Annotated in this window: 21 protein-coding genes; 13 read left to right on the forward strand and 8 right to left on the reverse strand. The window is 64.5% G+C overall.

All coding sequences use genetic code 11. From position 1 onward, the window contains the following. Positions 1–43 precede the first annotated feature (43 nt). Positions 44–301, forward strand: coding sequence for a hypothetical protein (locus BFN03_RS20370; protein ID WP_157109549.1), 258 nt, complete (start codon positions 44–46; stop codon positions 299–301). A gap of 40 nt (positions 302–341) precedes the next feature. On the opposite strand, the gene BFN03_RS02130 is transcribed toward BFN03_RS20370, so the two are convergent. Together BFN03_RS02130 and BFN03_RS02135 are read right to left on the reverse strand one after the other, a co-directional pair. Beyond that, entirely contained in the window at positions 342–1,112 is a 771-nt protein-coding gene (locus tag BFN03_RS02130) for an FAD:protein FMN transferase (RefSeq protein WP_070377619.1), read from the reverse strand. Between the two features lie 25 nt (positions 1,113–1,137). Continuing rightward, positions 1,138–1,320 carry a hypothetical protein gene (locus BFN03_RS02135; RefSeq protein ID WP_070377620.1) on the reverse strand — a complete coding sequence of 61 codons (183 nt, stop codon included), beginning with the start codon at positions 1,318–1,320 and terminating at the stop codon, positions 1,138–1,140. Positions 1,321–1,575: 255 nt separating this feature from the next. On the opposite strand from BFN03_RS02135, the gene BFN03_RS02140 reads away from it, so the two are divergent. Next, a complete protein-coding gene (locus tag BFN03_RS02140) occupies positions 1,576–2,916 on the forward strand; it encodes a bifunctional lysozyme/C40 family peptidase (protein WP_070377621.1) in 1,341 nt (446 codons plus the stop codon). A 98-nt stretch (positions 2,917–3,014) separates the two neighbouring features. Here the strand turns inward: BFN03_RS02140 and greA are convergent, their stop codons facing one another. Together greA and BFN03_RS02150 are read right to left on the reverse strand one after the other, a co-directional pair. Further along, positions 3,015–3,509: a transcription elongation factor GreA gene (greA, locus tag BFN03_RS02145; RefSeq protein WP_070380539.1), complete on the reverse strand. Its 495-nt coding sequence runs from the start codon at positions 3,507–3,509 to the stop codon at positions 3,015–3,017. A 230-nt stretch (positions 3,510–3,739) separates the two neighbouring features. After that, positions 3,740–4,165, reverse strand: coding sequence for a DUF4307 domain-containing protein (locus BFN03_RS02150; RefSeq protein ID WP_070380540.1), 426 nt, complete (start codon positions 4,163–4,165; stop codon positions 3,740–3,742). Between the two features lie 209 nt (positions 4,166–4,374). Here BFN03_RS02150 and mca point away from each other — a divergent pair, with 209 nt between their 5' ends. Genes mca through BFN03_RS02165 form a run of 3 tightly spaced genes read left to right on the forward strand, consistent with a single transcriptional unit; the run spans position 4,375 to position 7,604 of the window. Further along, entirely contained in the window at positions 4,375–5,253 is an 879-nt protein-coding gene (mca, locus tag BFN03_RS02155; protein ID WP_070380541.1) for a mycothiol conjugate amidase Mca, read from the forward strand. Further along, entirely contained in the window at positions 5,250–5,570 is a 321-nt protein-coding gene (locus BFN03_RS02160; protein WP_070377622.1) for a hypothetical protein, read from the forward strand. Before mca ends, BFN03_RS02160 begins: the two co-directional genes overlap by 4 nt. A gap of 18 nt (positions 5,571–5,588) precedes the next feature. Beyond that, positions 5,589–7,604, forward strand: coding sequence for a thioredoxin domain-containing protein (locus tag BFN03_RS02165; protein ID WP_070377623.1), 2,016 nt, complete (start codon positions 5,589–5,591; stop codon positions 7,602–7,604). 66 nt (positions 7,605–7,670) lie between these two features. On the opposite strand, the gene BFN03_RS02170 is transcribed toward BFN03_RS02165, so the two are convergent. Together BFN03_RS02170 and trhA are read right to left on the reverse strand one after the other, a co-directional pair. Beyond that, positions 7,671–8,144 (reverse strand): hypothetical protein, encoded by a 474-nt coding sequence (locus tag BFN03_RS02170; RefSeq protein WP_070377624.1) that lies wholly within the window; start codon positions 8,142–8,144, stop codon positions 7,671–7,673. Between the two features lie 145 nt (positions 8,145–8,289). Then, the gene (gene trhA / locus BFN03_RS02175) at positions 8,290–8,958 is read right to left on the reverse strand and encodes a PAQR family membrane homeostasis protein TrhA (RefSeq protein WP_070377625.1); all 669 of its coding nucleotides are present in this window, start codon (positions 8,956–8,958) and stop codon (positions 8,290–8,292) included. 160 nt (positions 8,959–9,118) lie between these two features. Between trhA and BFN03_RS02180 the strand changes: the two genes are divergently transcribed. Next, the gene (locus BFN03_RS02180; protein ID WP_070377626.1) at positions 9,119–9,886 is read left to right on the forward strand and encodes an isoprenyl transferase; all 768 of its coding nucleotides are present in this window, start codon (positions 9,119–9,121) and stop codon (positions 9,884–9,886) included. Positions 9,887–9,892: 6 nt separating this feature from the next. On the opposite strand, the gene coaA is transcribed toward BFN03_RS02180, so the two are convergent. Further along, complete coding sequence (gene coaA, locus BFN03_RS02185) at positions 9,893–10,825, reverse strand: type I pantothenate kinase (protein ID WP_070377627.1); 933 nt, start codon at positions 10,823–10,825, stop codon at positions 9,893–9,895. Positions 10,826–10,993: 168 nt separating this feature from the next. On the opposite strand from coaA, the gene BFN03_RS02190 reads away from it, so the two are divergent. The 7 genes from BFN03_RS02190 to BFN03_RS02220 all read left to right on the forward strand — a co-directional run bounded on the left by BFN03_RS02190 (position 10,994) and on the right by BFN03_RS02220 (position 18,295). Next, a complete protein-coding gene (locus BFN03_RS02190; RefSeq protein ID WP_070377628.1) occupies positions 10,994–12,238 on the forward strand; it encodes a DUF885 domain-containing protein in 1,245 nt (414 codons plus the stop codon). Between the two features lie 42 nt (positions 12,239–12,280). Beyond that, positions 12,281–13,576, forward strand: a complete 1,296-nt coding sequence (gene glyA, locus BFN03_RS02195; protein WP_070377629.1) for a serine hydroxymethyltransferase — start codon at positions 12,281–12,283, stop codon at positions 13,574–13,576. A gap of 157 nt (positions 13,577–13,733) precedes the next feature. Beyond that, the gene (locus BFN03_RS02200; RefSeq protein ID WP_157109550.1) at positions 13,734–14,069 is read left to right on the forward strand and encodes a hypothetical protein; all 336 of its coding nucleotides are present in this window, start codon (positions 13,734–13,736) and stop codon (positions 14,067–14,069) included. Beyond that, positions 14,066–14,650, forward strand: a complete 585-nt coding sequence (locus BFN03_RS02205; RefSeq protein ID WP_232320405.1) for a DUF3558 domain-containing protein — start codon at positions 14,066–14,068, stop codon at positions 14,648–14,650. Before BFN03_RS02200 ends, BFN03_RS02205 begins: the two co-directional genes overlap by 4 nt. A 2-nt stretch (positions 14,651–14,652) precedes the next feature. After that, on the forward strand, positions 14,653–15,882 hold the full coding sequence (locus tag BFN03_RS02210; RefSeq protein WP_070377631.1) for a hypothetical protein: 1,230 nt from the start codon (positions 14,653–14,655) through the stop codon (positions 15,880–15,882). Next, positions 15,879–16,667 carry an ESX secretion-associated protein EspG gene (locus tag BFN03_RS02215; protein WP_070377632.1) on the forward strand — a complete coding sequence of 263 codons (789 nt, stop codon included), beginning with the start codon at positions 15,879–15,881 and terminating at the stop codon, positions 16,665–16,667. Before BFN03_RS02210 ends, BFN03_RS02215 begins: the two co-directional genes overlap by 4 nt. Before the next feature lie 260 nt (positions 16,668–16,927). Next, positions 16,928–18,295 (forward strand): PhoH family protein, encoded by a 1,368-nt coding sequence (locus tag BFN03_RS02220; protein WP_198163362.1) that lies wholly within the window; start codon positions 16,928–16,930, stop codon positions 18,293–18,295. 92 nt (positions 18,296–18,387) lie between these two features. Here BFN03_RS02220 and BFN03_RS02225 read toward each other — a convergent pair whose 3' ends face one another. Beyond that, the gene (locus BFN03_RS02225) at positions 18,388–18,825 is read right to left on the reverse strand and encodes a limonene-1,2-epoxide hydrolase family protein (protein ID WP_084385469.1); all 438 of its coding nucleotides are present in this window, start codon (positions 18,823–18,825) and stop codon (positions 18,388–18,390) included. Between the last annotated feature and the right edge of the window lie 22 nt (positions 18,826–18,847).

Genomic DNA, 18,847 nt, shown 5'->3' on the forward strand with positions numbered 1-18,847 from the left:
CTGTTCTCAGTAAGTTTTCAGGTCCAGATGGCACTCTGTTGCAATGAGCTTGAGAAAGATAGTCACGATAGTTGCCTTGGGCGGTGGGATCGGCCTTGGTTCCCTGGGAGTCGGTGCAGGTCTGGCCAGTGCGGAACCGGTGTCGTCACCGCCACCTCCCTCCAGTCCAGCGGAGCAGACTACGCACCGCAGTACGAGCCCGTGGGAGAAGTTCGGCCTGGGATGGGGTGACCCCTGGTACAACCCCGGAGTCAACGATTCCTTGAACCTGGGCCTGCTGGGGCATCACGGCAAGCACTGATCATGGCAGGTCGAGCACGATCTCGCCCAGGTGGTTGTGTTCAGCTCGGCCACCCCCCGACGGTGATCACCTGCAACTCCTGATCGACCAGTCTCGCCGGCAATTCGAGGTCGGCGAGCCAGCCGACCGCTTCCCCGCCCATCGCGACCGCGGCAGTGCTGTAGGCGCTCGCCAGGGTGCATGACCGCGCCACCACGGACACAGTGCGCCACAACGAAACTGAGTCGGGGTGAAGCGGTTTGACGGTGCTTGCTGTGGCCACCGCGACTCCGGACGGGATCGACACCTGACAGGTGGGGTCGCCGGGAAGATCCTGCACCTGCACTTGCCACCCTCCATGTGGCGCAGTTCCGGCGGTGGCGATATCTCCGCCGAGGGCCACCAGGACACCACACCCGAGTAGTTCGGCGGTCGCCGACGCGCAGTGATCGGCTGAACTTGCCCGCGCAGTGGCAGTCAGATCGAGCTCCACTCCGGGCGGCAGTGTTACCGCGGTGCCGTCGACGGCGATCGCCCGCCACGAGTGTGGGCCGGGTGCCGACGCGGTGGGGTCGAGCGCGCCGTCCGTGGCCTCGGCCGCGGTGAGGGCGTCGGCGATGAACCGGGCAAACATGGGGGTGACCGGGTTCCGACCCTCATGTAGTGAACGGATCTCGGCATCTGCTCGGTCCGGATTGACCGCTGCGTCGGCTGCGGCGAGGTAGCCGTGGATGAGGTTGGATGCCGAATCGAGAGAGGCCGGGTCGGTGACGACGACTCGGGCATGCACACCCCAGGTGGACCACTCGGTCGCGCTGCGGGTGCTTGTCATGCGGCGTCTTGGGGTCTTCGAGAATCTAGAACCCGCTCGATAACGCGTCCGGCGTGCCGGATCCTGCGGAGACGAGGGACGCTACCGGCGCTGATTCGGCGGTATCGACGACGGCGGCCACCGCGATACCCGCACAGGCGACCAGTCCGGCTGCTGCGAAAGCACGTCGAACGGGAAGTAGGTGGGATCGGTGCGGTTCCTTGTTCATGCGTACCAGTTTCCCCGATCAATCTGAGAGCAGCCTGGGAGTCGCCTTGGAGAGTGGTCACAGCTAAGTCTCCGCTAAGTCTCTGTGGTGCATCCGAATCGAGCGGTCCGCGCGCATGGTGTGCACCCCTTAGCGGGTCATCGCGCAGGTCACCGTGGGGATCGGAGCAATCCGGCAGAATCGCCCCGCACCAACTGCGCCCCGTCGTAACGTGAACTCACTCGGTTCGGCGCACCGAGGAGGAGGGGTACACATATGTCGGTTGATGCAGCGGCGATCGTCGTCGCGATCACCACCGCGGCAGGGGCTCTCGTTCAGGGAGCTGATCTACCACAACTACTGAAGGACCAAGTAGCCGAAGCAATTCAGGGGGTCGAGCAGGCATCACCAGACATTCAAACGCAGGTCGACGACGCACTGGCGGCCCTCCCGGAACCGGCCCGAGAACAGGCCGAGCAGATGGTGTCCCAGGCATCGGAGATCGTCAAGCAGATCACCGACCCGTATATTCCGGACCCGCCATCCATCGAAGCCGCGCCCCCGGTAGAGACGCCGGAACCGCCCGATATAGCACTCGATCCTCCCCCCGTCCCGAGAACGACGGGTGCGGAACCGGCAATCGGCGGACTCGCGGTTCTGCCTGGTCTGGCGGGGGGCGTGAGCGGGCTCGGGGGACTGATCCCGCCCGTCCCGGCAGGATTTCCCGGAGTCTCATTGGCACCGATCGGTGCGGTCGCCGTCTTCGCCCCATGGATCCGCAAGGCTGGGTCGCTGTGTGAGGGCATCGGTCCACAGACGCTGGCGGCCCTCTACTCGGTGGAGAACGATTTCCGCTACGGTCCCACCTCCCCGGTGTCCCCGGCAGGTGCGCGTGGTCCCGGACAGTTCATGCCTGATACCTGGGCCAAGTACGGCAAAGACGCGGACGACGACGGGAAGGCCGACATCAACGGTGTCGCCGACCCGATGATGACGTCGGGCCAGATGTTGTGTGATCTTTACGACCAGGTCGACGGCTGGAAGAGGGAAGGTGTGGTCGAGGGCGACACCCTCGATCTGACCATCGCCGCCTACAAGGCGGGTGCGGCTGCGGTCCGGACATCCAGGGGTATGCCCGACGGGATGTTTGATGGTGAGCACGAGACAGGGCCGTACGTCGCGCGAATCCGCTCACTCGAGGACGCATTCGCGCGGATGCTGTCGCCGTTCTTCTACGGAGGAGCAGTCGGTGACACCAGCCGGGTCGTGGAGGCCGCCATGCAGTTCGTTGGGCTGCCATACGTATGGGGCGGTGGCAACATCAACGGACCGTCCGATGGAGGTTTCGACTGCTCGGGCCTGACATCGTTCGCGGTCTACGCCGCAACCGGCTTAACACTCCCTCGTACGTCGGAAACGCAATGGGGCATCGGCGTCGAGGTACCGCTGTCGCAGGCCCGACCCGGGGATCTACTCTTCGGCAACTGGCAGGAGGCCGGCCCGGGACATGTGGCGATCTACGTCGGCAACGGCCAGATGTTGCACGCTCCGGACAGGGGGGACGTGGTGCGCATCAGCTCTGTGTACTCCGACATGAAGGTTCGCAGACTCTTCTAGAGAACGCCTCGTTGGCTGGCGCAAAGTTGGTTGATACAAAGAACTCCGGTTCGGGTAGAAATGCCCGAACCGGAGTTCTCGTAAGGGAGTTTCCTGAGTCAGCTGTGGTAGGGCTCCGCGCTGACGAGCGAGACCTTCATGCTGCTGCCGTTGGGCAGCGTGTACTCGCGGGTCTCTCCGACCTTCGCTTCGAGTAGCGCTCCACCCAACGGAGAATTGGGCGAGTAGACCTCGAGTTTGCTGTCGCGAACGCCCTCTTCGCGGGTGGCGATCAGGAACGTCTCGGTGTCCTTCTCGTCGCCGTCGTAGTACACCTTCACCACGGAACCAGGTAGAGCAATACCGGACTGTGTGGGCGCCTCGCCGACCTTCGCGCTGTTCAAGAGCTCCTGAAGCTGGCGGATGCGCGCCTCCTGCTGGCCCTGTTCTTCGCGCGCCGCGTGGTAGCCGCCGTTCTCCTTCAGGTCGCCTTCCTCGCGACGTTCGTTGATCTCAGCGGCAATGACGGGCCGATTCGCGATGAGTTGGTCGAGTTCGCTCTTGAGCCTGTCGTGGGACTCCTGGGTCAACCAGGTCACCTGGGTCTCGGTCATCTCGATCACTCCCTTGTAGTTGGAGCCACCGGGCTCCCTCGATAGATCACTGCAACAGCAGCGATCAACGGTTCGACAGATTTCACGGTCGTGGCCGTGCGTGTACCCACCTTGCCGTCAAATGCAGCAATACACGGCTCCGAACGGGAACCGTGTACCAGGCAATTTTAGCACGATCAGGGAGTGCGAACCCCGGATAAGCAGAACGTTCGGTCGGAACTGTTCCGGTGTCAGCCCTTGGTGAGGTAGGCGGGGACGTCCAGGCTGCAACCGTAAATGTCGCCCATTGCGGGCGGTCGCGACGTGTAGACCGGCGCGGTGATTTTCACGGTCTTGTCGTTGCCACCCGCGATGTACACCTCGCGCCTCCCGGTCTCCGAACCGTCGCGGGAGCGTGAACGGATGATGCACACCGCGTCGCGGTACGGCTCCTCCCGGGTGACGGTGAAGGTGATGTCGATCTGTGAATCGCTCACCAGGTCGAAGGAAGTTGCCTGACTGTCGATCTCGGAAGCATTGAACCTGTTGAACGCGAACACCGCCACGGTCAGTCCGACGGCCGCGACAATCGCCGAGAGCGCCCAGATCTGCCACCGCTTCGGACGCGTGGGCTTCTTGGCCGCCCCGTAGCGTCCCGGGGGAAGCGTTCTCGTCATCACTCAACCTTTGTACCGCTGCGCGTTTTGTCCCGCTTCGGTTCCCCACGGCTTTGGAGCATCGGGGTGGGGGCACGGCTGCAAGCGGAACTATCGGATGGAACTATAGAGGATGTGCGACCGCGCGACGTCAGCGATGATGAGGGACGCGAGCGCGCGACACGGACCAGCCGGCAACGGCTAAAGGCAAAGCTGAGGTGAACGAATACGTGAGCGGATTGCGTCTCATGGCCGTCCATGCCCATCCTGACGACGAGTCGAGCAAGGGCGCCGCAACGATGGCGCGTTACGCCGCAGAAGGCAATGACGTGCTGGTTGTGACGTTGACCGGTGGTGAACGCGGCGACATCCTCAACCCCGCTATGGACGTGCCCGGGGTGCGTGACCGCATCCACGAGGTGCGCATCGACGAGATGGCGGAGGCGGCCCGGATCCTCGGCGTCAAGCAGCAGTGGCTGGGCTTCGTCGACTCCGGGCTACCCGAGGGCGATCCCAAGCCGCCGCTGCCGGAGGGCTGCTTTGCGCTTGTTCCGCTCGAGGTGTCGACCGAGGCCTTGGTCCGGGCGATCCGAGAGTTCCGTCCGCACGTGATGACCACGTACGACGAGAACGGTGGTTACCCTCATCCGGATCACATCCGCTGCCACGAAGTGTCGGTAGCCGCTTACGAGGCTGCCGCAGACCTCGACCAGTTCCCCGACGCCGGCGAACCCTGGGAGGTGCTCAAGCTCTACTACTCGCACGGATTCATTCGCAAGCGTCTCCTGCAATTCCAAGAGGAGTACGAGCGTCGCGGCGAAGAGTTCCCCCTGGCGGAGTGGATCACGAAGTGGAAGACCGAGCAGGGCGACATGATGGCTCGCGTCACCACACAGATCACGTGTGGCGACTACTTCCCGCAAAGGGACGATGCTCTTCGGGCACACGCCACGCAGATCGATCCCAACGGCTCGTTCTTCGCGGTTCCGCTCGATATCCAACAGAAGATTTGGCCGACCGAAGAGTTCGAGCTCGCCAAGACGAGGGTCACCACCTCCATCCCGGAGAGTGACCTGTTCGCAGGAATCCGCGAGGACGGTCCGAAATGAGCCCTTTGACGGTGTTGTTCGTCACCGGAACCACAGATCTGTTGGCGCAGACGCCCAGCAGCCCGGCAGGCCCCGAGTTCGGTAAGTCGTCACCGGTCGGTCTCGTGATCATTCTGGCGCTGCTCGCGGGTGTGGTGCTACTGGTGCGTTCGATGAACAAGCAGCTGAAGAAGCTGCCCCCGACGTTCGAACCCGACCATCCCGAACCCGACCAAGACGCCGATGCGGGCACTGATCGTGGGGCGATTCACGGTAGAGGTGCGGGCAGGACCGAGCCGCGCAAGACCACAGACGCCCCGCCCAATTCGCAGCAGTAGCCGAACAGGACTTTGGACATGGACCCCCGTGCACGCAACACTCTCGGCGGGTCCACGAGCCCTTACCTGCGCCAGCACGCCGACAACCCCGTCCACTGGCAGAGGTGGGGGCCGGAGGCGACCGAATGGGCACGTGAGCGTGACGTTCCGATTCTGCTGTCGATCGGGTACTCGGCATGTCATTGGTGTCACGTAATGGCGCACGAGTCCTTCGAGGACGAGGCAGTCGCGTCGTTGATGAACGAGTACTTCGTGTGCGTCAAGGTCGATCGTGAGGAGCGCCCCGACCTCGACGCGGTCTACATGAACGCCACGGTCGCGATGACCGGCCAAGGCGGTTGGCCGATGACGTGCTTTCTCACACCCGACGGCGCACCGTTCTATTGCGGCACGTACTACCCGGCGCAGCCGCGCGGTGGGATGCCGTCGTTCACCCAAGTTCTCGCGGCCATCGCCGATACGTGGCGGGACCGTCGAGGCGACGTCGACGCAGCGGCGGACTCGGTGGTCGCGGAGTTGCAGCGCGGTGCAGGCGGTATCCCGCAGGGCGATGTCCGAGTTGACCCCGCTTTGTTGGACGCAGCGACCGAATCAGTGCTGCGAGAAGAGGACACCGATCGAGGCGGGTTCGGCACAGCCCCCAAATTTCCGCCGTCGGCTCTGCTGGAAGGTCTGCTGCGCACCTACGAGCGAACAGGCGCCACGGAGATTCTCGGCGTCGTGGAGCGCACGGCGGCGGCGATGGCCCGAGGGGGAATCTACGATCAGCTCGGCGGCGGGTTCGCCCGCTATTCGGTCGACGCCGAGTGGGTTGTGCCGCACTTCGAGAAGATGCTCTACGACAACGCTCAACTGCTGCGTGTCTACGCGCATCTCGGTCGGCGCACGGGTTCGGAGCTGGCCCTCCGCGTCGCCGAGGAGACCGCCGAGTTCATGCTGCGCGACCTGCGCACCGCGAGCGGGGCGTTCGCCTCCGCCCTCGACGCCGACACCGAGGGTGTCGAGGGGCTCACCTATGTGTGGACGCCGGAACAGCTCGTCGAAGTCCTCGGACCGGAGGACGGCGCCTGGGCGTCGGAACTGTTCGCGGTCGGTTCTGTGGGCACGTTCGAGGCGAACACGTCGGTCTTGCAACTTCTCGTAGACCCGGATGACTGGGGTCGCTGGTCCCGCGTCAGGCGGGAGCTGCGCACCCACCGCGAGACCCGGCCGCAGCCGGAACGTGACGACAAGGTAGTCACGGCCTGGAACGGGCTTGCCATCACGGCACTGGCGGAGGCCGGGGCCGGACTCGGCAGGTCGGAGTGGGTCGCGGCCGCCGCCGAGTGCGCACGGGTGTTGCTGGACCTGCACGTCGTAGACGGGCGTCTGCAGAGGGCGTCGCTCGGATCGGCGGTCGGTGAGGCTGCGGGAGTTCTCGAAGACTATGCCTGTCTCGCCACCGGGCTTCTCGCGCTGTTCCAGGCGACCGGCGACACCAAGTGGTTGACGAGTGCGCAGATGCTGCTCGATCGTGCCCTGATCCACTTCGCCGACGATGAGCGACCGGGCAGCTGGTTCGACACGGCGGACGATGCCGAGGTGTTGGTCACTCGCCCCCGTGACCCCGTCGACGGGGCTACGCCGTCGGGGGCTTCCTGTTTTGCCGAAGCATTGCTGACGGGGGCTGCGGTCGCGGATGCAGAGGTATCGGGCCGGTATGCGGCAGCGGCCGCCGCGTCGATCGAGCGGGCGTCGCTCCTGCTCCAACGCGCACCTCGATCGGCCGGACACTGGCTGGCCGTCGCAGAGGCGTCGGTGCGCGGACCGATCCAGGTCGCGGTGGCCACCGACGGCGATTCCGGCCTGCTCGACGAGGCGCGACGCCTCGCCCCGGGTGGTGCCGTCGTGGTTGGTGGCCCAACCGGCTCGTCACCTCTGCTCGCCGATCGGCCGCTGGTCGGTGGGGTCTCGGCGGCGTATGTGTGTCGTGGGTTCGTGTGCGACCGTCCGGTCTCGACGGTAGGAGATCTCGCCGACGCGTTGAGCCGCTAGCTCGGCTATCAGCGTGATGGGTGAAATGTCCCGAGTCACACTGCAGCTCTTCAGGTCCGTAGAGCTCTACTCCCAGCGGACCCAAGTGGCGCAGTTGTCGACCTGGAACAGGTCATTGTGGTAGGGGTCGTCGAAGGCTGGACCCATTGGTACCGAGCCACCAATCCCCGCTTGAATTTCACCCGAACTGTGTTCGATGAACTCGCCGCTGGTGGTCACGGTGTAGAGATGCCAGGTGCACGGTGGGCCGTCAGGGCCGACCGGTCCTATGGTGTAGTACTCGATTTCCGGAGTGACGAACCCGTCCACGCCGGGATTCGATTGATCGGCGGCGACGAGGTCGGTGACGCGCGAGACCTGTGACGCGTCTGTTGCTATGGCCAACAGGAGCGGCCCGTCGTCGCTCTGGGGGATGTAGAAGTAGTAGTCGGGAACGCTGTCACCGGTGAGCGGGGCCGCACCGGCGATTCCCCCAGTCAGTGCGGTGGCGATGAGAGTAGCTGCGGCAAAGGCGATGCGGACTGCTCGGAATGCGGACATGGTGTCTCTTTTTGGGGACGGGAACGAGAGTCCTGTGGACGGGAATGGGGCTCTTTGCTCGATTCGCGAACAGCATTGTTACGGACGCGATTCATGCTAGCCCCACTTTCGGACCCGGTGGATGGCAGAGCGTGCAATCGCCACGCTATCGAAAGACGACCAACCAGACGGCCACGTAGTGAGACATGGCCGCGATCACCGTTGCCGCGTGGAAGAACTCGTGGTGACCGAACGTGCGTGGCCAGGGGTTGGGCCACTTGGTGGCGTAGAGAATGGCGCCGCCCGAGTACAGGAGGCCGCCGATGAGCAGCAGCACCATCGGGAGTAGCCCGACCTCGTGCGTCAGTTCAGGAACTACCGGGACGATCGCCCAGCCGAGGATGAGGTAGAGAGGAACCCCTACCCATCGCGGTGCGGTGGGCCACAGCATCTTCAGCGCAACCCCGGCCAGAGCACCCGCCCAGACGACGATCAGCAGTGTCCGGCCCGTGTCCGGCGGAAGTGCCAGCATTCCGAAAGGGGTGTAACTCCCCGCGATGAACAGGAAGATCATCGAATGGTCCGCGCGTTTCATCCAGATGCGGCCCGCGAGGGTGTTCCAGTGGATGCGGTGATAGGTCGCGCTCACACCGAATACGCCCCACACCGTCAGGATGTAGACGGCAGTGGCGAGAGCTGCCTGACCGGACACCCGGACGCCGGAGAGTGCGACGAGGACGAGTCCCGCGACCACGGAGACGCCGAATGCCCACAAGTGGATCCACCCCCGCAGGCGGGGTTTGACGGGCAGTTCGTCGAGGTCGAGCGCAGTCACAGAACACCTCTTGTCGCTTGTGTGGCATGAACCTACGCAGCCGTAGGTTCGCTTGTGGTGAGAGCGTACCCGCCAGTATCAGGAAGCCGCGGTTGGTGTGACGGCCATCGCCGAGGACCACACGACGCGGCGTAGGCTTGCGTGTCATGGTGATCTCCGGGTGAGTGCGCGAGGACTGCTGTACAGCATCTACGAGCGCCGATTGTTGAAGCGACTCGACGGTATGCAGCACCCTCGGCACGTAGCCGTGATGTGCGACGGCAATCGTCGTTGGGCTCGGGAGAACGGTTTCACCGATGTCAGCCACGGCCATCGGATGGGCGCACTCAAGATCGCTGAGCTACTGAGCTGGTGCGACGCAGCCGGCATCGAACTCGCCACCATCTACCTGCTGTCCACCGAGAATCTGCGCCGCGCTCCGGACGAACTCGACACGTTGCTCGAGATCATCACGGACGTCGTCGAGGAGATCTCGGGACCGGACAAGAACTGGAGCGTGCAGATCGTCGGTGCGCCCGACCTGCTCCCTGCTGATCAGTCCCGTCGGTTGCGTGACGCCGCCGAGCAAACTGCGGGCCGCACCGGCACCCATGTGAACGTCGCGATCGGGTACGGCGGTCGCCAGGAGATCGCCGACGCCGTGCAGTCGCTGCTGAGCGAGAAGCTGTCCGCCGGACTGTCGGGCGACGACCTTGTGAAATCGATCACTGTCGACGGTATCGGCGGTCACCTCTACACCTCCGGGCAACCGGATCCCGACCTCGTCATCCGAACGTCGGGGGAACAGCGGCTGTCGGGGTTCCTGCTGTGGCAGAGCGCCTACTCCGAGATCTGGTTCACGGAGGCGTACTGGCCCGAGTTTCGCCGAGTCGACTTCCTCCGCGCACTACGCGACTACGCCGCCCGGCACCGTAGGTTCGGCGCCTGACCGCACTTACAGCTTGCGCAGGCGGAGTCGGTTGATCGAGTGGTCGGCGTCCTTGCGCAGCACCAAGGTGGCTCGCGGGCGCGTCGGCAGAATGTTCTCCACCAGATTCGGTCGGTTGATGCTGTGCCATATCTCCTGCGCGGCAACGGTCGCATCCCGGTCGGACAGACCTGCGTAGTGGTGGAAGTGTGCGTCCGGGTCGGAGAACGATGTCTTGCGTAGCGCGAGAAAGCGCTGGATGTACCAGGACTCGATGTCCTCGATGCGAGCGTCCACGTAGATCGAGAAGTCGAACAAATCCGACACCATCAGGCGCGGACCGGTTTGCAGGACGTTCAGACCTTCGATGATCAGGATGTCCGGTTGGCGGACCCGGTGGTACTGGCCGGGGATGATGTCGTAGGAGATGTGTGAATAGACGGGCGCGGCTACTTCCTCGGCCCCCGACTTCACCTCCGTGACGAACCGCAGCAGTTTGCGGCGGTCGTAGCTTTCGGGAAAGCCCTTTCGGTGCATGATCCCGCGGCGATTGAGTTCCGCGGTCGGGTAGAGGAAGCCGTCTGTGGTCACCAGATCGACACGCGGGTGATGGTCCCAACGGGCGAGAAGAGCCTGGAGAACACGAGCGGTGGTGGACTTGCCCACCGCGACGCTGCCTGCGACACCGATCACGAACGGCACCTGTTGATCGGGGTGCTTCTCACCGAGAAAGGTCGCCGTTGCGGCGAAGAGGCGTTGTCGCGCGGCCACCTGTAGGTGGATCAGACGCGACAACGGGAGGTAGACCTCAGCTACTTCCTCGAGGTCGATCTGCTCGCCGAGACCGCGCAGGCCGTACAGCTCTTCCTCGGTCAGTACGAGGGGCGTCGACTTGCGCAGTGTGCGCCACTGCTTCCGGTCGAACTCCACGTACGGACTGGGCTCGCTCGACCGTGCCATCAGTTCCGCTCACACGCGAGTGCGATGGGGAGTGAGCGGTTTTTGCCCAGAATCTCTTCCTTCGTCGATGCGCTGGAGAGTAGCGGTTCCATAGTCGGATTGTGCTTGGTCTCGGCGGTAGCGCTGTCGGCGGGTCGGGCCGATGCGCCTGGACTAAGGTCATTCTGCATGGAATCCGCTTCGTTTGTCCGTGAATACCTGCTGATCGGGTTGGGTTTCGACCGACTAGAGGAAGGATTCGTCGACGCCTACACCGGCGATCCGGCGTTGCGCAGGCAGGTGGAGAACGCGCCACGGCCCGATCCGCGTGATCTCGCGCGTACGGCGTCGAGCCTGCGTGCCGAGCTGCCCTCGGTGGGTCTGGCCGAGGACAGGTCCAGGTTCCTCGATGTCCATCTCCGCGCACTCGAATGCTCAGGGCACAAGTTCGCGGGCGCCGACATCGGCTTCGTCGACGAGGTCGAGGCGTATTTCGACGTCCATATCGAGCGCGGTGACGAAGACCACTACCGGGAGGCGCACCGCAAGATTGATGCCGTCCTTCCCGGAACCGGACCGCTCGCCGAGCGCATGCAGGCACACCGGGCCTCCGATCGCATTCCGGCAGACCGTCTGCAGGAGTGCGTCGACGCATTCTCGAGCGCACTGCGCGATCTCGTACGTCAGCGCTATATGTTGCCCGATTCGGAGGTGGTCGAGTACGAGGTGGTGGGCGACAAGCCCTGGTCGGGTTTCAACTACTACCTCGGCGACTACCGTTCGAGGGTCGCGATCAACTCCGATCTCGAGCAGCACATGGCGAACCTGCCACGGCTGATCGCGCACGAGTCGTATCCCGGCCACCACACCGAGCACTGTCGAAAGGAGGCGGGGCTCGTGGGGGCGGGACAGCTCGAGCAGACGCTGTTCCTCGTCAACACCCCGCAGTGCCTGATGGCCGAGGGGCTTGCCGACCTCGCGCTCGAATCGATCGTCGGACGCGACTGGGGTTTGTGGGCGCAGGAGATCTACGCCGATCTAGGCCTGCGGTTCGACGGCGAGCGGGCCCAGCGCATCTCGGCGGCGTCCGGTCAGTTGCTCGGCGTGCGGCAGGACGCGGCGATGATGCTGCACGACGAGGGTCGAAGCCACGACGACGTCGCGGCATTCCTTCAGCGGTGGACCCTGTCGACCCCGGACCGGGCCCGGCAGTCGTTGCGGTTCCTGTCCTCACCCCTGTGGCGGGCGTACACGAGCACGTATGTCGAGGGGTACCGACTCCTCGGCGGCTGGCTGGAGGAGGTGCCGATCGGCGCGGAGCGATCGGAGCGCTTCCGTCGTCTGCTCGACGAACCACTCGTCCCCAGCGTCCTGCGCGACCGAGAGCTGCCGCTGACTGCGGGCGGGTGGGATGCGATCGCCAGTCCTTCGTAGACTGGCAGTATTCGTTTCCGCATCCAGCTTGGAGATTCCTCGATGACCGCTGTGCCCGGTACCGACGTCAACACGGCTCCTCTTGCCGAACTCGACCCCGAAGTCGCCGAGGCCATGGCAGGGGAGTTAGCCCGTCAGCGAGACACGCTCGAGATGATCGCGTCGGAGAACTTCGTTCCCCGCGCGGTTCTGCAGGCGCAGGGCAGCGTTCTCACCAACAAGTACGCCGAGGGATACCCCGGACGTCGCTACTACGGCGGTTGTGAGCACGTCGACATCGTCGAGGATCTTGCCCGCACCCGTGCCAAGGAACTGTTCGGTGCAGATTTCGCCAACGTTCAGCCGCACTCCGGCGCGCAGGCCAACGCAGCGGTCCTGATGGCACTGATGAACCCGGGCGAGAAGCTCCTCGGCCTCGACCTCGCGCACGGCGGACACCTGACGCACGGGATGAAGCTGAACTTCTCGGGCAAGCTGTATGACGTCGAGTCGTACGGGGTCAGCAAGGAAGACAACCGCATCGACATGGACGAGGTCCGCAAGATCGCGGTCGCGTCTCGGCCGAAGGTGATCGTTGCGGGCTGGTCGGCATACCCGCGGCACCAGGACTTCGAGGCGTTCCGCTCCATCGCGGACGAAGTGGGCGCGTACCTGTGGGTCGACATGGCGCATTTCGCGGGTCTGGTGGCGGCGGGACTCCACCCCTCACCGGTGCCGTACGCCGATGTCGTGTCGAGCACCGTGCACAAGACTCTGGGCGGACCTCGTTCCGGTCTGATCCTGGCCAAGCAGGAATGGGCGAAGAAGCTCAACTCTGCCGTATTCCCCGGCCAGCAGGGTGGCCCCCTGATGCACGCCATCGCCGCCAAGGCCGTGTCCCTCAAGATCGCGGGCACCGCGGAGTTCAAGGACCGTCAGCAGCGCACGCTGTCCGGTGCGAAGATCCTCGCCGAGCGCCTGACCGGTTCCGACGTGGCCGGCAAGGGTGTGAGCGTCCTGACCGGTGGCACCGATGTGCACTTGGTGCTCGTCGACCTGCGCAACTCGCAACTCGACGGCCAGCAGGCCGAGGATCTCCTCCATGAGGTCGGCATCACGGTCAACCGCAACGCCGTACCGTTCGACCCGCGCCCGCCGATGGTCACCTCCGGCCTGCGAATCGGCACCGCCGCGCTCGCGTCGCGCGGTTTCGGTGACGAGCAGTTCACCGAGGTCGCCGACATCATCGGCACCGCGCTCGCCGGATCGTCCGACATCGAGTCGTTGAAGGCCCGCGTCTCCAAGCTGGCCGCTGACACCCCGCTGTACGAGGGCCTCGAGGACTGGCGGCTGATCTAGGGGATTGCAGCGGGTGCGTCGCTGCTGACGCTCGAATGTCGTTGCCGGTGGTGGTTGTTGCGCAGCCACCCCTGCAACGAGCGTGTGGAGCCCGGCGAAGTACCATTCCGCGAGCGGCCGTGGGGTCACGTCGACGACGGTCGGTGACACACGGTCGATGACGAAGGGGGGACCGATGGCGCTGCGCCTCGAACCGGAAGCGATCGATCAGTGCGTGCGCGTCTGCGACCAGATGCTCGAGTCGATCGACAACGCGCTCCAGGAAGCGAACAGACTTCAAGACGTCGGCGGTTTTGGCGACTTCCGAATCGGTCAACAGCTCGCCGAGGGGTACCGGCGTAAGGGAGAGACGGTCGTCCAGAGGCTCGAGGAGTACCAAGCGGTCATCGCGGCAATGCGGGAGGCGTTCGCGGCCGGCGGCGAGGCGTTCGCAGACACCGACGGACAGTTCGCCCGGGCGCTGAGAAGCCTCGAGGGTGGGGTGGACCAGTGAGTCTGCGCCGCGCATCAGTGGGCGCGCTGCTGGCGCTCGCCACGGTCGTCTCGGGTTGTGGTGCGCCGGAATCACCCGAGGCGGCGGTGGCGTCGGACACTGCGTCGCCGACTCCTACGACTCGGGTTCCGCGTTATGTGGATCAATCGGATCGGCCGTTAGTGGTGTTCGATCCGTGCCTCGATATTCCGGATGAGGCACTGGTAGAGGCGGGCTACGACCCGCAGTCCAAGGACGAAGATGTCGTCGAGGCCGATTATCACACGTTCCTGATCTGTGGGTTCGACACGCCGCAACGCCAGTACGGGTTGAACGTGTACTCCTCGAACATCACTTTCGCCGAGGAGCAGGAGAAGGTGAAAGACTACTCCACACCGATCGTGCTCGACGGTCGCCGCGCGCTACGTAAGGTGCCAGCCAGGTCCATTTGCGGGGTGAGCATGGAGACCGGGTACGGCATCCTGATCGTCTCTCGCAATATCCAACTCACTCGGTCGGACCAGAACCTGGAGGAGGAGCGATGCGTAGGGATTGAGGAGACCGCGAGCATCATCGCCCGTTATCTACCTGAGGGGACGTAGACATGAGCGACATCAACGGCTTGCTGGCACCAGACGACGGCGCTGGGGCCGTTGAGCGTAAACGTCTTGATGCCACTCTCGAGCAACTGGGCAGACACATCGATGAGGAACGCGACCCTCCCTACGTCTCCGACCCGGACGTCTTCGACGGGATGAGTCGCGAGGAGATGCTCGGCAAGGTCTCCTCGCTCGATGCCGGACAGATCGAGGACCTTGCGGGCAGGGTCCTTTCCGTGGCAAGGGAATTCGATATCGGTTGGGGGCTGTTCAGCCTGAAGAACATCATCAGTTCGGGGTGGGAGGGCAACGCCGCCGACGCCGCGGCCGCCGCGGTCGACCGTTTGATGGACCCGGTTGGTGATACCAACGCGTCGCTTCAAACGATTGGTGTCAAACTTCGGCAGGCGGGCAGCGCGGCGAGCGATGTGAAACCGCCGGTACAAAGCCTGCTGTCGGATGCGCTTCCACTGCAGCTGCTGATCAGCGGCGCGGATGCCGTCGCTGCGAAGGCGGAGCAAGAGAACCAGCGGCGTGAGGCCGCGCAGATCCTCGAGCGGATCTACAAGCCGAGCTTCATCGACGCCGGCACCAACGTGCCCTCCATCGTGCCCCCACCGCCGATCGCCGGAGTCCAGGGCGATGGAGGGGGTGGCTGGAGCGGTACCGACGGCACGACCGGGGTCGGGGCCGAGGGTTCGGGCCCGCTAGGAGAAGGCGAGTCTGCTGCGGCCGAAGAGGATGGTGCCGCGAACACGCAGGCCGCCGCCGCGGAGGGCTCGCCGCAAGGAGCAGCACCCGGTAGCCAGGGTGGGGCGAACTCACCCACGTCGACGACCTCGGCGAACGCGCACAGCCCGCAGAGCGGAGCCAACGCCAACGGCGGCAGCACAGGCGGAATCGGCGGTGTCGGCGGCAGTGCTCCCCGGAGAGGAAACGACAGGGCGAACGAAAGCCAGGGTGGCGCCCTGGTTCCCGGCGCAATTCCGCCCGGTATGGCCGCCGGAGCCGCGGCGGGAGCCGCCGCCGGAACAGGCGCCGGAGCCGTCTCCGCCAAGCCGAGCATGGCACGTCCCGGCATGGGAATGGCTATGCCGATGGGTGCACCGGGCGCCGGGGCAGGCAAGAACGAAGATACGGAACACGAGACGCCGAGCTACCTAATCAACATGGACAACGGCAACGAGCTGATCGGCGATATCGGCGCAGTGGCGCCCCCGGTGATCGGAGCATGAACTGGCAACTGTCCTCCGCGCAATTCATGCACTTGTGGGAGGCGACGGATCTCGACACGATGCCGCATCCCTTCGAGCACCGCTGTGACGCACGTGTCGAGAGCGAACTGCACGCCGAACGGCAGCAGCTCGAGCGATGGCGCAACGAGCAGCTCGACCCTCAGCTCCGCGATGCCATCACGGTCCTTCGCTACCCCGAGGTACCGGTCAGCGTCTATTCACCGGGCGACGCTCCAGTGCTACGGCGCGGTGCCGTGCGCGGCCGAGTCGCCGTCGTTGTCGATCAACTGCCCTCCTCGAGGAAAATCGGCGACCTGAGCTCCGCGCCGGGAACCGGCGACCTACGTGTGCACGTCCGGCTCGGGTCGCGAACACCCGACATCCGGCGGTTCGTGGACGACCTGCTCCGAGAAATCCCGGAGGTCGGAGCCGGACGCACTGCCTCGATCGATGTGCACCCCGACGACCTGCGCCCCGACCCGGCTCGCACCGGCGTTCTCCACAACGCCAACGCCTCCGGAGCCCCCCTTCTCAAGCGCATCCTGGCTCGCCGCACGCGCGCGGGGTACATCTGCCTGCACGGGCCGTGGCAGGGCGCTCACGATTCGATTCTCGAGTCCACGACCTGGTTCGACATAGCTGACGACGGACGATACCTGTACTACACGGACCATCTGGTCCGGTTGCGATCGGCGACCACTGAGGTCATCGCCAACCGTCTCGAGGAACGCATCCGTACCGCACTCGTCCAAGATGAGATCGGTAGCCGTCGAGTCTCGAGTTAACCTTCCGTCGCAGGAGTACGCAGACGTAACACAATCTTCGCCGACACGCCCGCCACTCGTATCGCAGTCCGGTGTGATTGGCAGTACGGTCTTGGGGTAACAGGCAGCGGGGAAGTTGCTTGTACGGGAGGTCCTGATCGTGGCTGAAAGACTCAGTGCGAGGGGGCCGGCGCCCGGCCCCTGTGTGGACTGACACACCAGGGACGGACCGGTCCAGCGAACCGAGTCTGCGTGGCGCCACGCAGGCCTAGGAGCCTCACGTGACTGCTTCACGCTCCGTGTCAGCCCGAAGCGGGTATTCGTCCACAGCTTCCGAAAATCCCTCGGATTCGGTCGTTCATGTATTCGTGTTGGACACATCTGTACTACTGTCGGACCCTTGGGCTGTCACCAGGTTCGCCGAGCACCACGTGGTGCTTCCCCTTGTGGTAATCAGCGAACTCGAAGGAAAGCGGCACCACCACGAGCTGGGGTGGTTCGCGAGAGAAGCGCTGCGCATGCTCGACGACCTGCGGGTCGAGCACGGCAGACTCGACCAACCTGTGCCGATCGGGACCGACGGTGGCACCCTTCAGGTCGAGTTGAACCATTCCGACCCATTGGTTCTTCCGGTCGGATTTCGCACGGACAGTAACGATTCCAGGATTCTGGCCTGCGCCCTGAACCTTCAGGCCGAGGGGAACGACGTAGTTCTTGTCAGTAAGGACATCCCGCTGCGTGTGAAGGCCGGTGCGGTGGGGCTGTCCGCCGACGAGTATCACGCCCACGACGTCATAGCATCCGGCTGGACCGGTATGACCGAGATGGAGGTGACGTCGTCGTCGATCGACGAACTCTTCTCGGAGGGTGTCGTCGACTTGGAGGAGGCGCGAGAGCTTCCGTGCCATACGGGTATTCGACTGCTGGGCGGATCGTCGAGCGCGCTGGGGCGGGTGAACGCCGACAAGCGGGTGCAGTTGGTGCGAGGCGAGCGTGAAGCGTTCGGTCTGCACGGACGTTCGGCCGAACAGCGTGTCGCTCTCGACATTCTTCTCGATGACAGTGTCGGCATCGTCTCGCTCGGTGGCAAGGCCGGTACCGGCAAGTCGGCGCTGGCGTTGACCGCAGGGCTGGAGGCGGTCCTCGAACGTCGCACGCAGCGAAAGGTCGTCGTCTTCCGCCCCCTCTATGCCGTCGGTGGTCAGGAACTCGGCTACCTTCCGGGCAGCGAGAGCGAGAAAATGGGCCCGTGGGCACAGGCAGTCTTCGACACTCTCGACGGACTTGCCAGTCCCGAGGTGATGGACGAGGTGATCAGCCGGGGGATGCTGGAAGTCTTGCCGCTCACGCACATTCGTGGACGATCCCTGCACGATTCGTTTGTGATCGTCGATGAGGCGCAGTCGCTGGAACGAAACGTGCTGCTCACGGTTCTGTCCAGGTTGGGAACCGGTTCGCGGGTGGTCCTCACGCACGACGTCGCTCAGCGCGACAACTTGCGGGTCGGGAGGCACGACGGCGTGGCTGCGGTGATCGAGAAACTCAAGGGGCATCCGCTGTTTGCGCACATCACCCTGCTGCGCAGCGAGCGCTCACCGGTCGCCGCTCTCGTCACGGAGATGCTCGAAGAGTTCGGGCCGACGCCGTAGGAGAAAAGAGGCAGGGTACTCCGCCGAATGTCACACGGGTCCAATCAGGCTGAACCGATGTGACATTCGGCGGAATCGAGAGAGGCCGAAAGTCACACTATGCGGAGTATTCCCTTGATGGTTCCCCACAGCATGTCGCGGAAACTGAAGTAGTCGCGCCAGACTACGATCTTGCCGTCCTTCATCTCGAACGTGCCGCAGACCCAGAACTCGCTCCGAATCTTCTTGTAGATGAGGATGTCGGTGCGTTCGGTGAGAACGGCTGTACCGTCGCCGGCGATGTGGTGCAGCCGCACTTCGAATCCGACACCCGGTCCGGCCATTCTCTCGAGCACTCGCATGACGCGATCGATCCCGTGCACCTTGGGTAGGGACACGTTGTGCCACACGATGTCCCGGTCGAGGTATTGCTTGGCGGCCGCCGGGTCGCCGTCGGCGAGTGCGGCAAGGAAGGACCGCACCACCTCGACATCCGTCGTGCCCGGCGTGGTTGTGTCGGTTGGCTTGTCCGAGTTCGCATTCGCATTCATAACTTCTCCCTTGCCATTGTGA

Origin of the sequence: Rhodococcus sp. WMMA185 (genome assembly GCF_001767395.1) — a bacterium.
Taxonomy (GTDB): Bacteria; Actinomycetota; Actinomycetes; order Mycobacteriales; family Mycobacteriaceae; genus Rhodococcus_F.

What these genes read in the sequence shown, in the direction of transcription:
- BFN03_RS20370 (WP_157109549.1), top strand. Translation starts at nt 44, where the DNA reads ATGAGCTTGAGAAAGATAGTCACGATAGTTGCCTTGGGCGGTGGGATC.
- BFN03_RS02130 (WP_070377619.1), bottom strand. Translation starts at nt 1,112, where the DNA reads ATGACAAGCACCCGCAGCGCGACCGAGTGGTCCACCTGGGGTGTGCAT.
- BFN03_RS02135 (WP_070377620.1), bottom strand. Translation starts at nt 1,320, where the DNA reads ATGAACAAGGAACCGCACCGATCCCACCTACTTCCCGTTCGACGTGCT.
- BFN03_RS02140 (WP_070377621.1), top strand. Translation starts at nt 1,576, where the DNA reads ATGTCGGTTGATGCAGCGGCGATCGTCGTCGCGATCACCACCGCGGCA.
- greA (WP_070380539.1), bottom strand. Translation starts at nt 3,509, where the DNA reads ATGACCGAGACCCAGGTGACCTGGTTGACCCAGGAGTCCCACGACAGG.
- BFN03_RS02150 (WP_070380540.1), bottom strand. Translation starts at nt 4,165, where the DNA reads ATGACGAGAACGCTTCCCCCGGGACGCTACGGGGCGGCCAAGAAGCCC.
- BFN03_RS02160 (WP_070377622.1), top strand. Translation starts at nt 5,250, where the DNA reads ATGAGCCCTTTGACGGTGTTGTTCGTCACCGGAACCACAGATCTGTTG.
- BFN03_RS02165 (WP_070377623.1), top strand. Translation starts at nt 5,589, where the DNA reads ATGGACCCCCGTGCACGCAACACTCTCGGCGGGTCCACGAGCCCTTAC.
- BFN03_RS02170 (WP_070377624.1), bottom strand. Translation starts at nt 8,144, where the DNA reads ATGTCCGCATTCCGAGCAGTCCGCATCGCCTTTGCCGCAGCTACTCTC.
- coaA (WP_070377627.1), bottom strand. Translation starts at nt 10,825, where the DNA reads ATGGCACGGTCGAGCGAGCCCAGTCCGTACGTGGAGTTCGACCGGAAG.
- BFN03_RS02190 (WP_070377628.1), top strand. Translation starts at nt 10,994, where the DNA reads ATGGAATCCGCTTCGTTTGTCCGTGAATACCTGCTGATCGGGTTGGGT.
- glyA (WP_070377629.1), top strand. Translation starts at nt 12,281, where the DNA reads ATGACCGCTGTGCCCGGTACCGACGTCAACACGGCTCCTCTTGCCGAA.
- BFN03_RS02200 (WP_157109550.1), top strand. Translation starts at nt 13,734, where the DNA reads ATGACGAAGGGGGGACCGATGGCGCTGCGCCTCGAACCGGAAGCGATC.
- BFN03_RS02210 (WP_070377631.1), top strand. Translation starts at nt 14,653, where the DNA reads ATGAGCGACATCAACGGCTTGCTGGCACCAGACGACGGCGCTGGGGCC.
- BFN03_RS02215 (WP_070377632.1), top strand. Translation starts at nt 15,879, where the DNA reads ATGAACTGGCAACTGTCCTCCGCGCAATTCATGCACTTGTGGGAGGCG.
- BFN03_RS02225 (WP_084385469.1), bottom strand. Translation starts at nt 18,825, where the DNA reads ATGAATGCGAATGCGAACTCGGACAAGCCAACCGACACAACCACGCCG.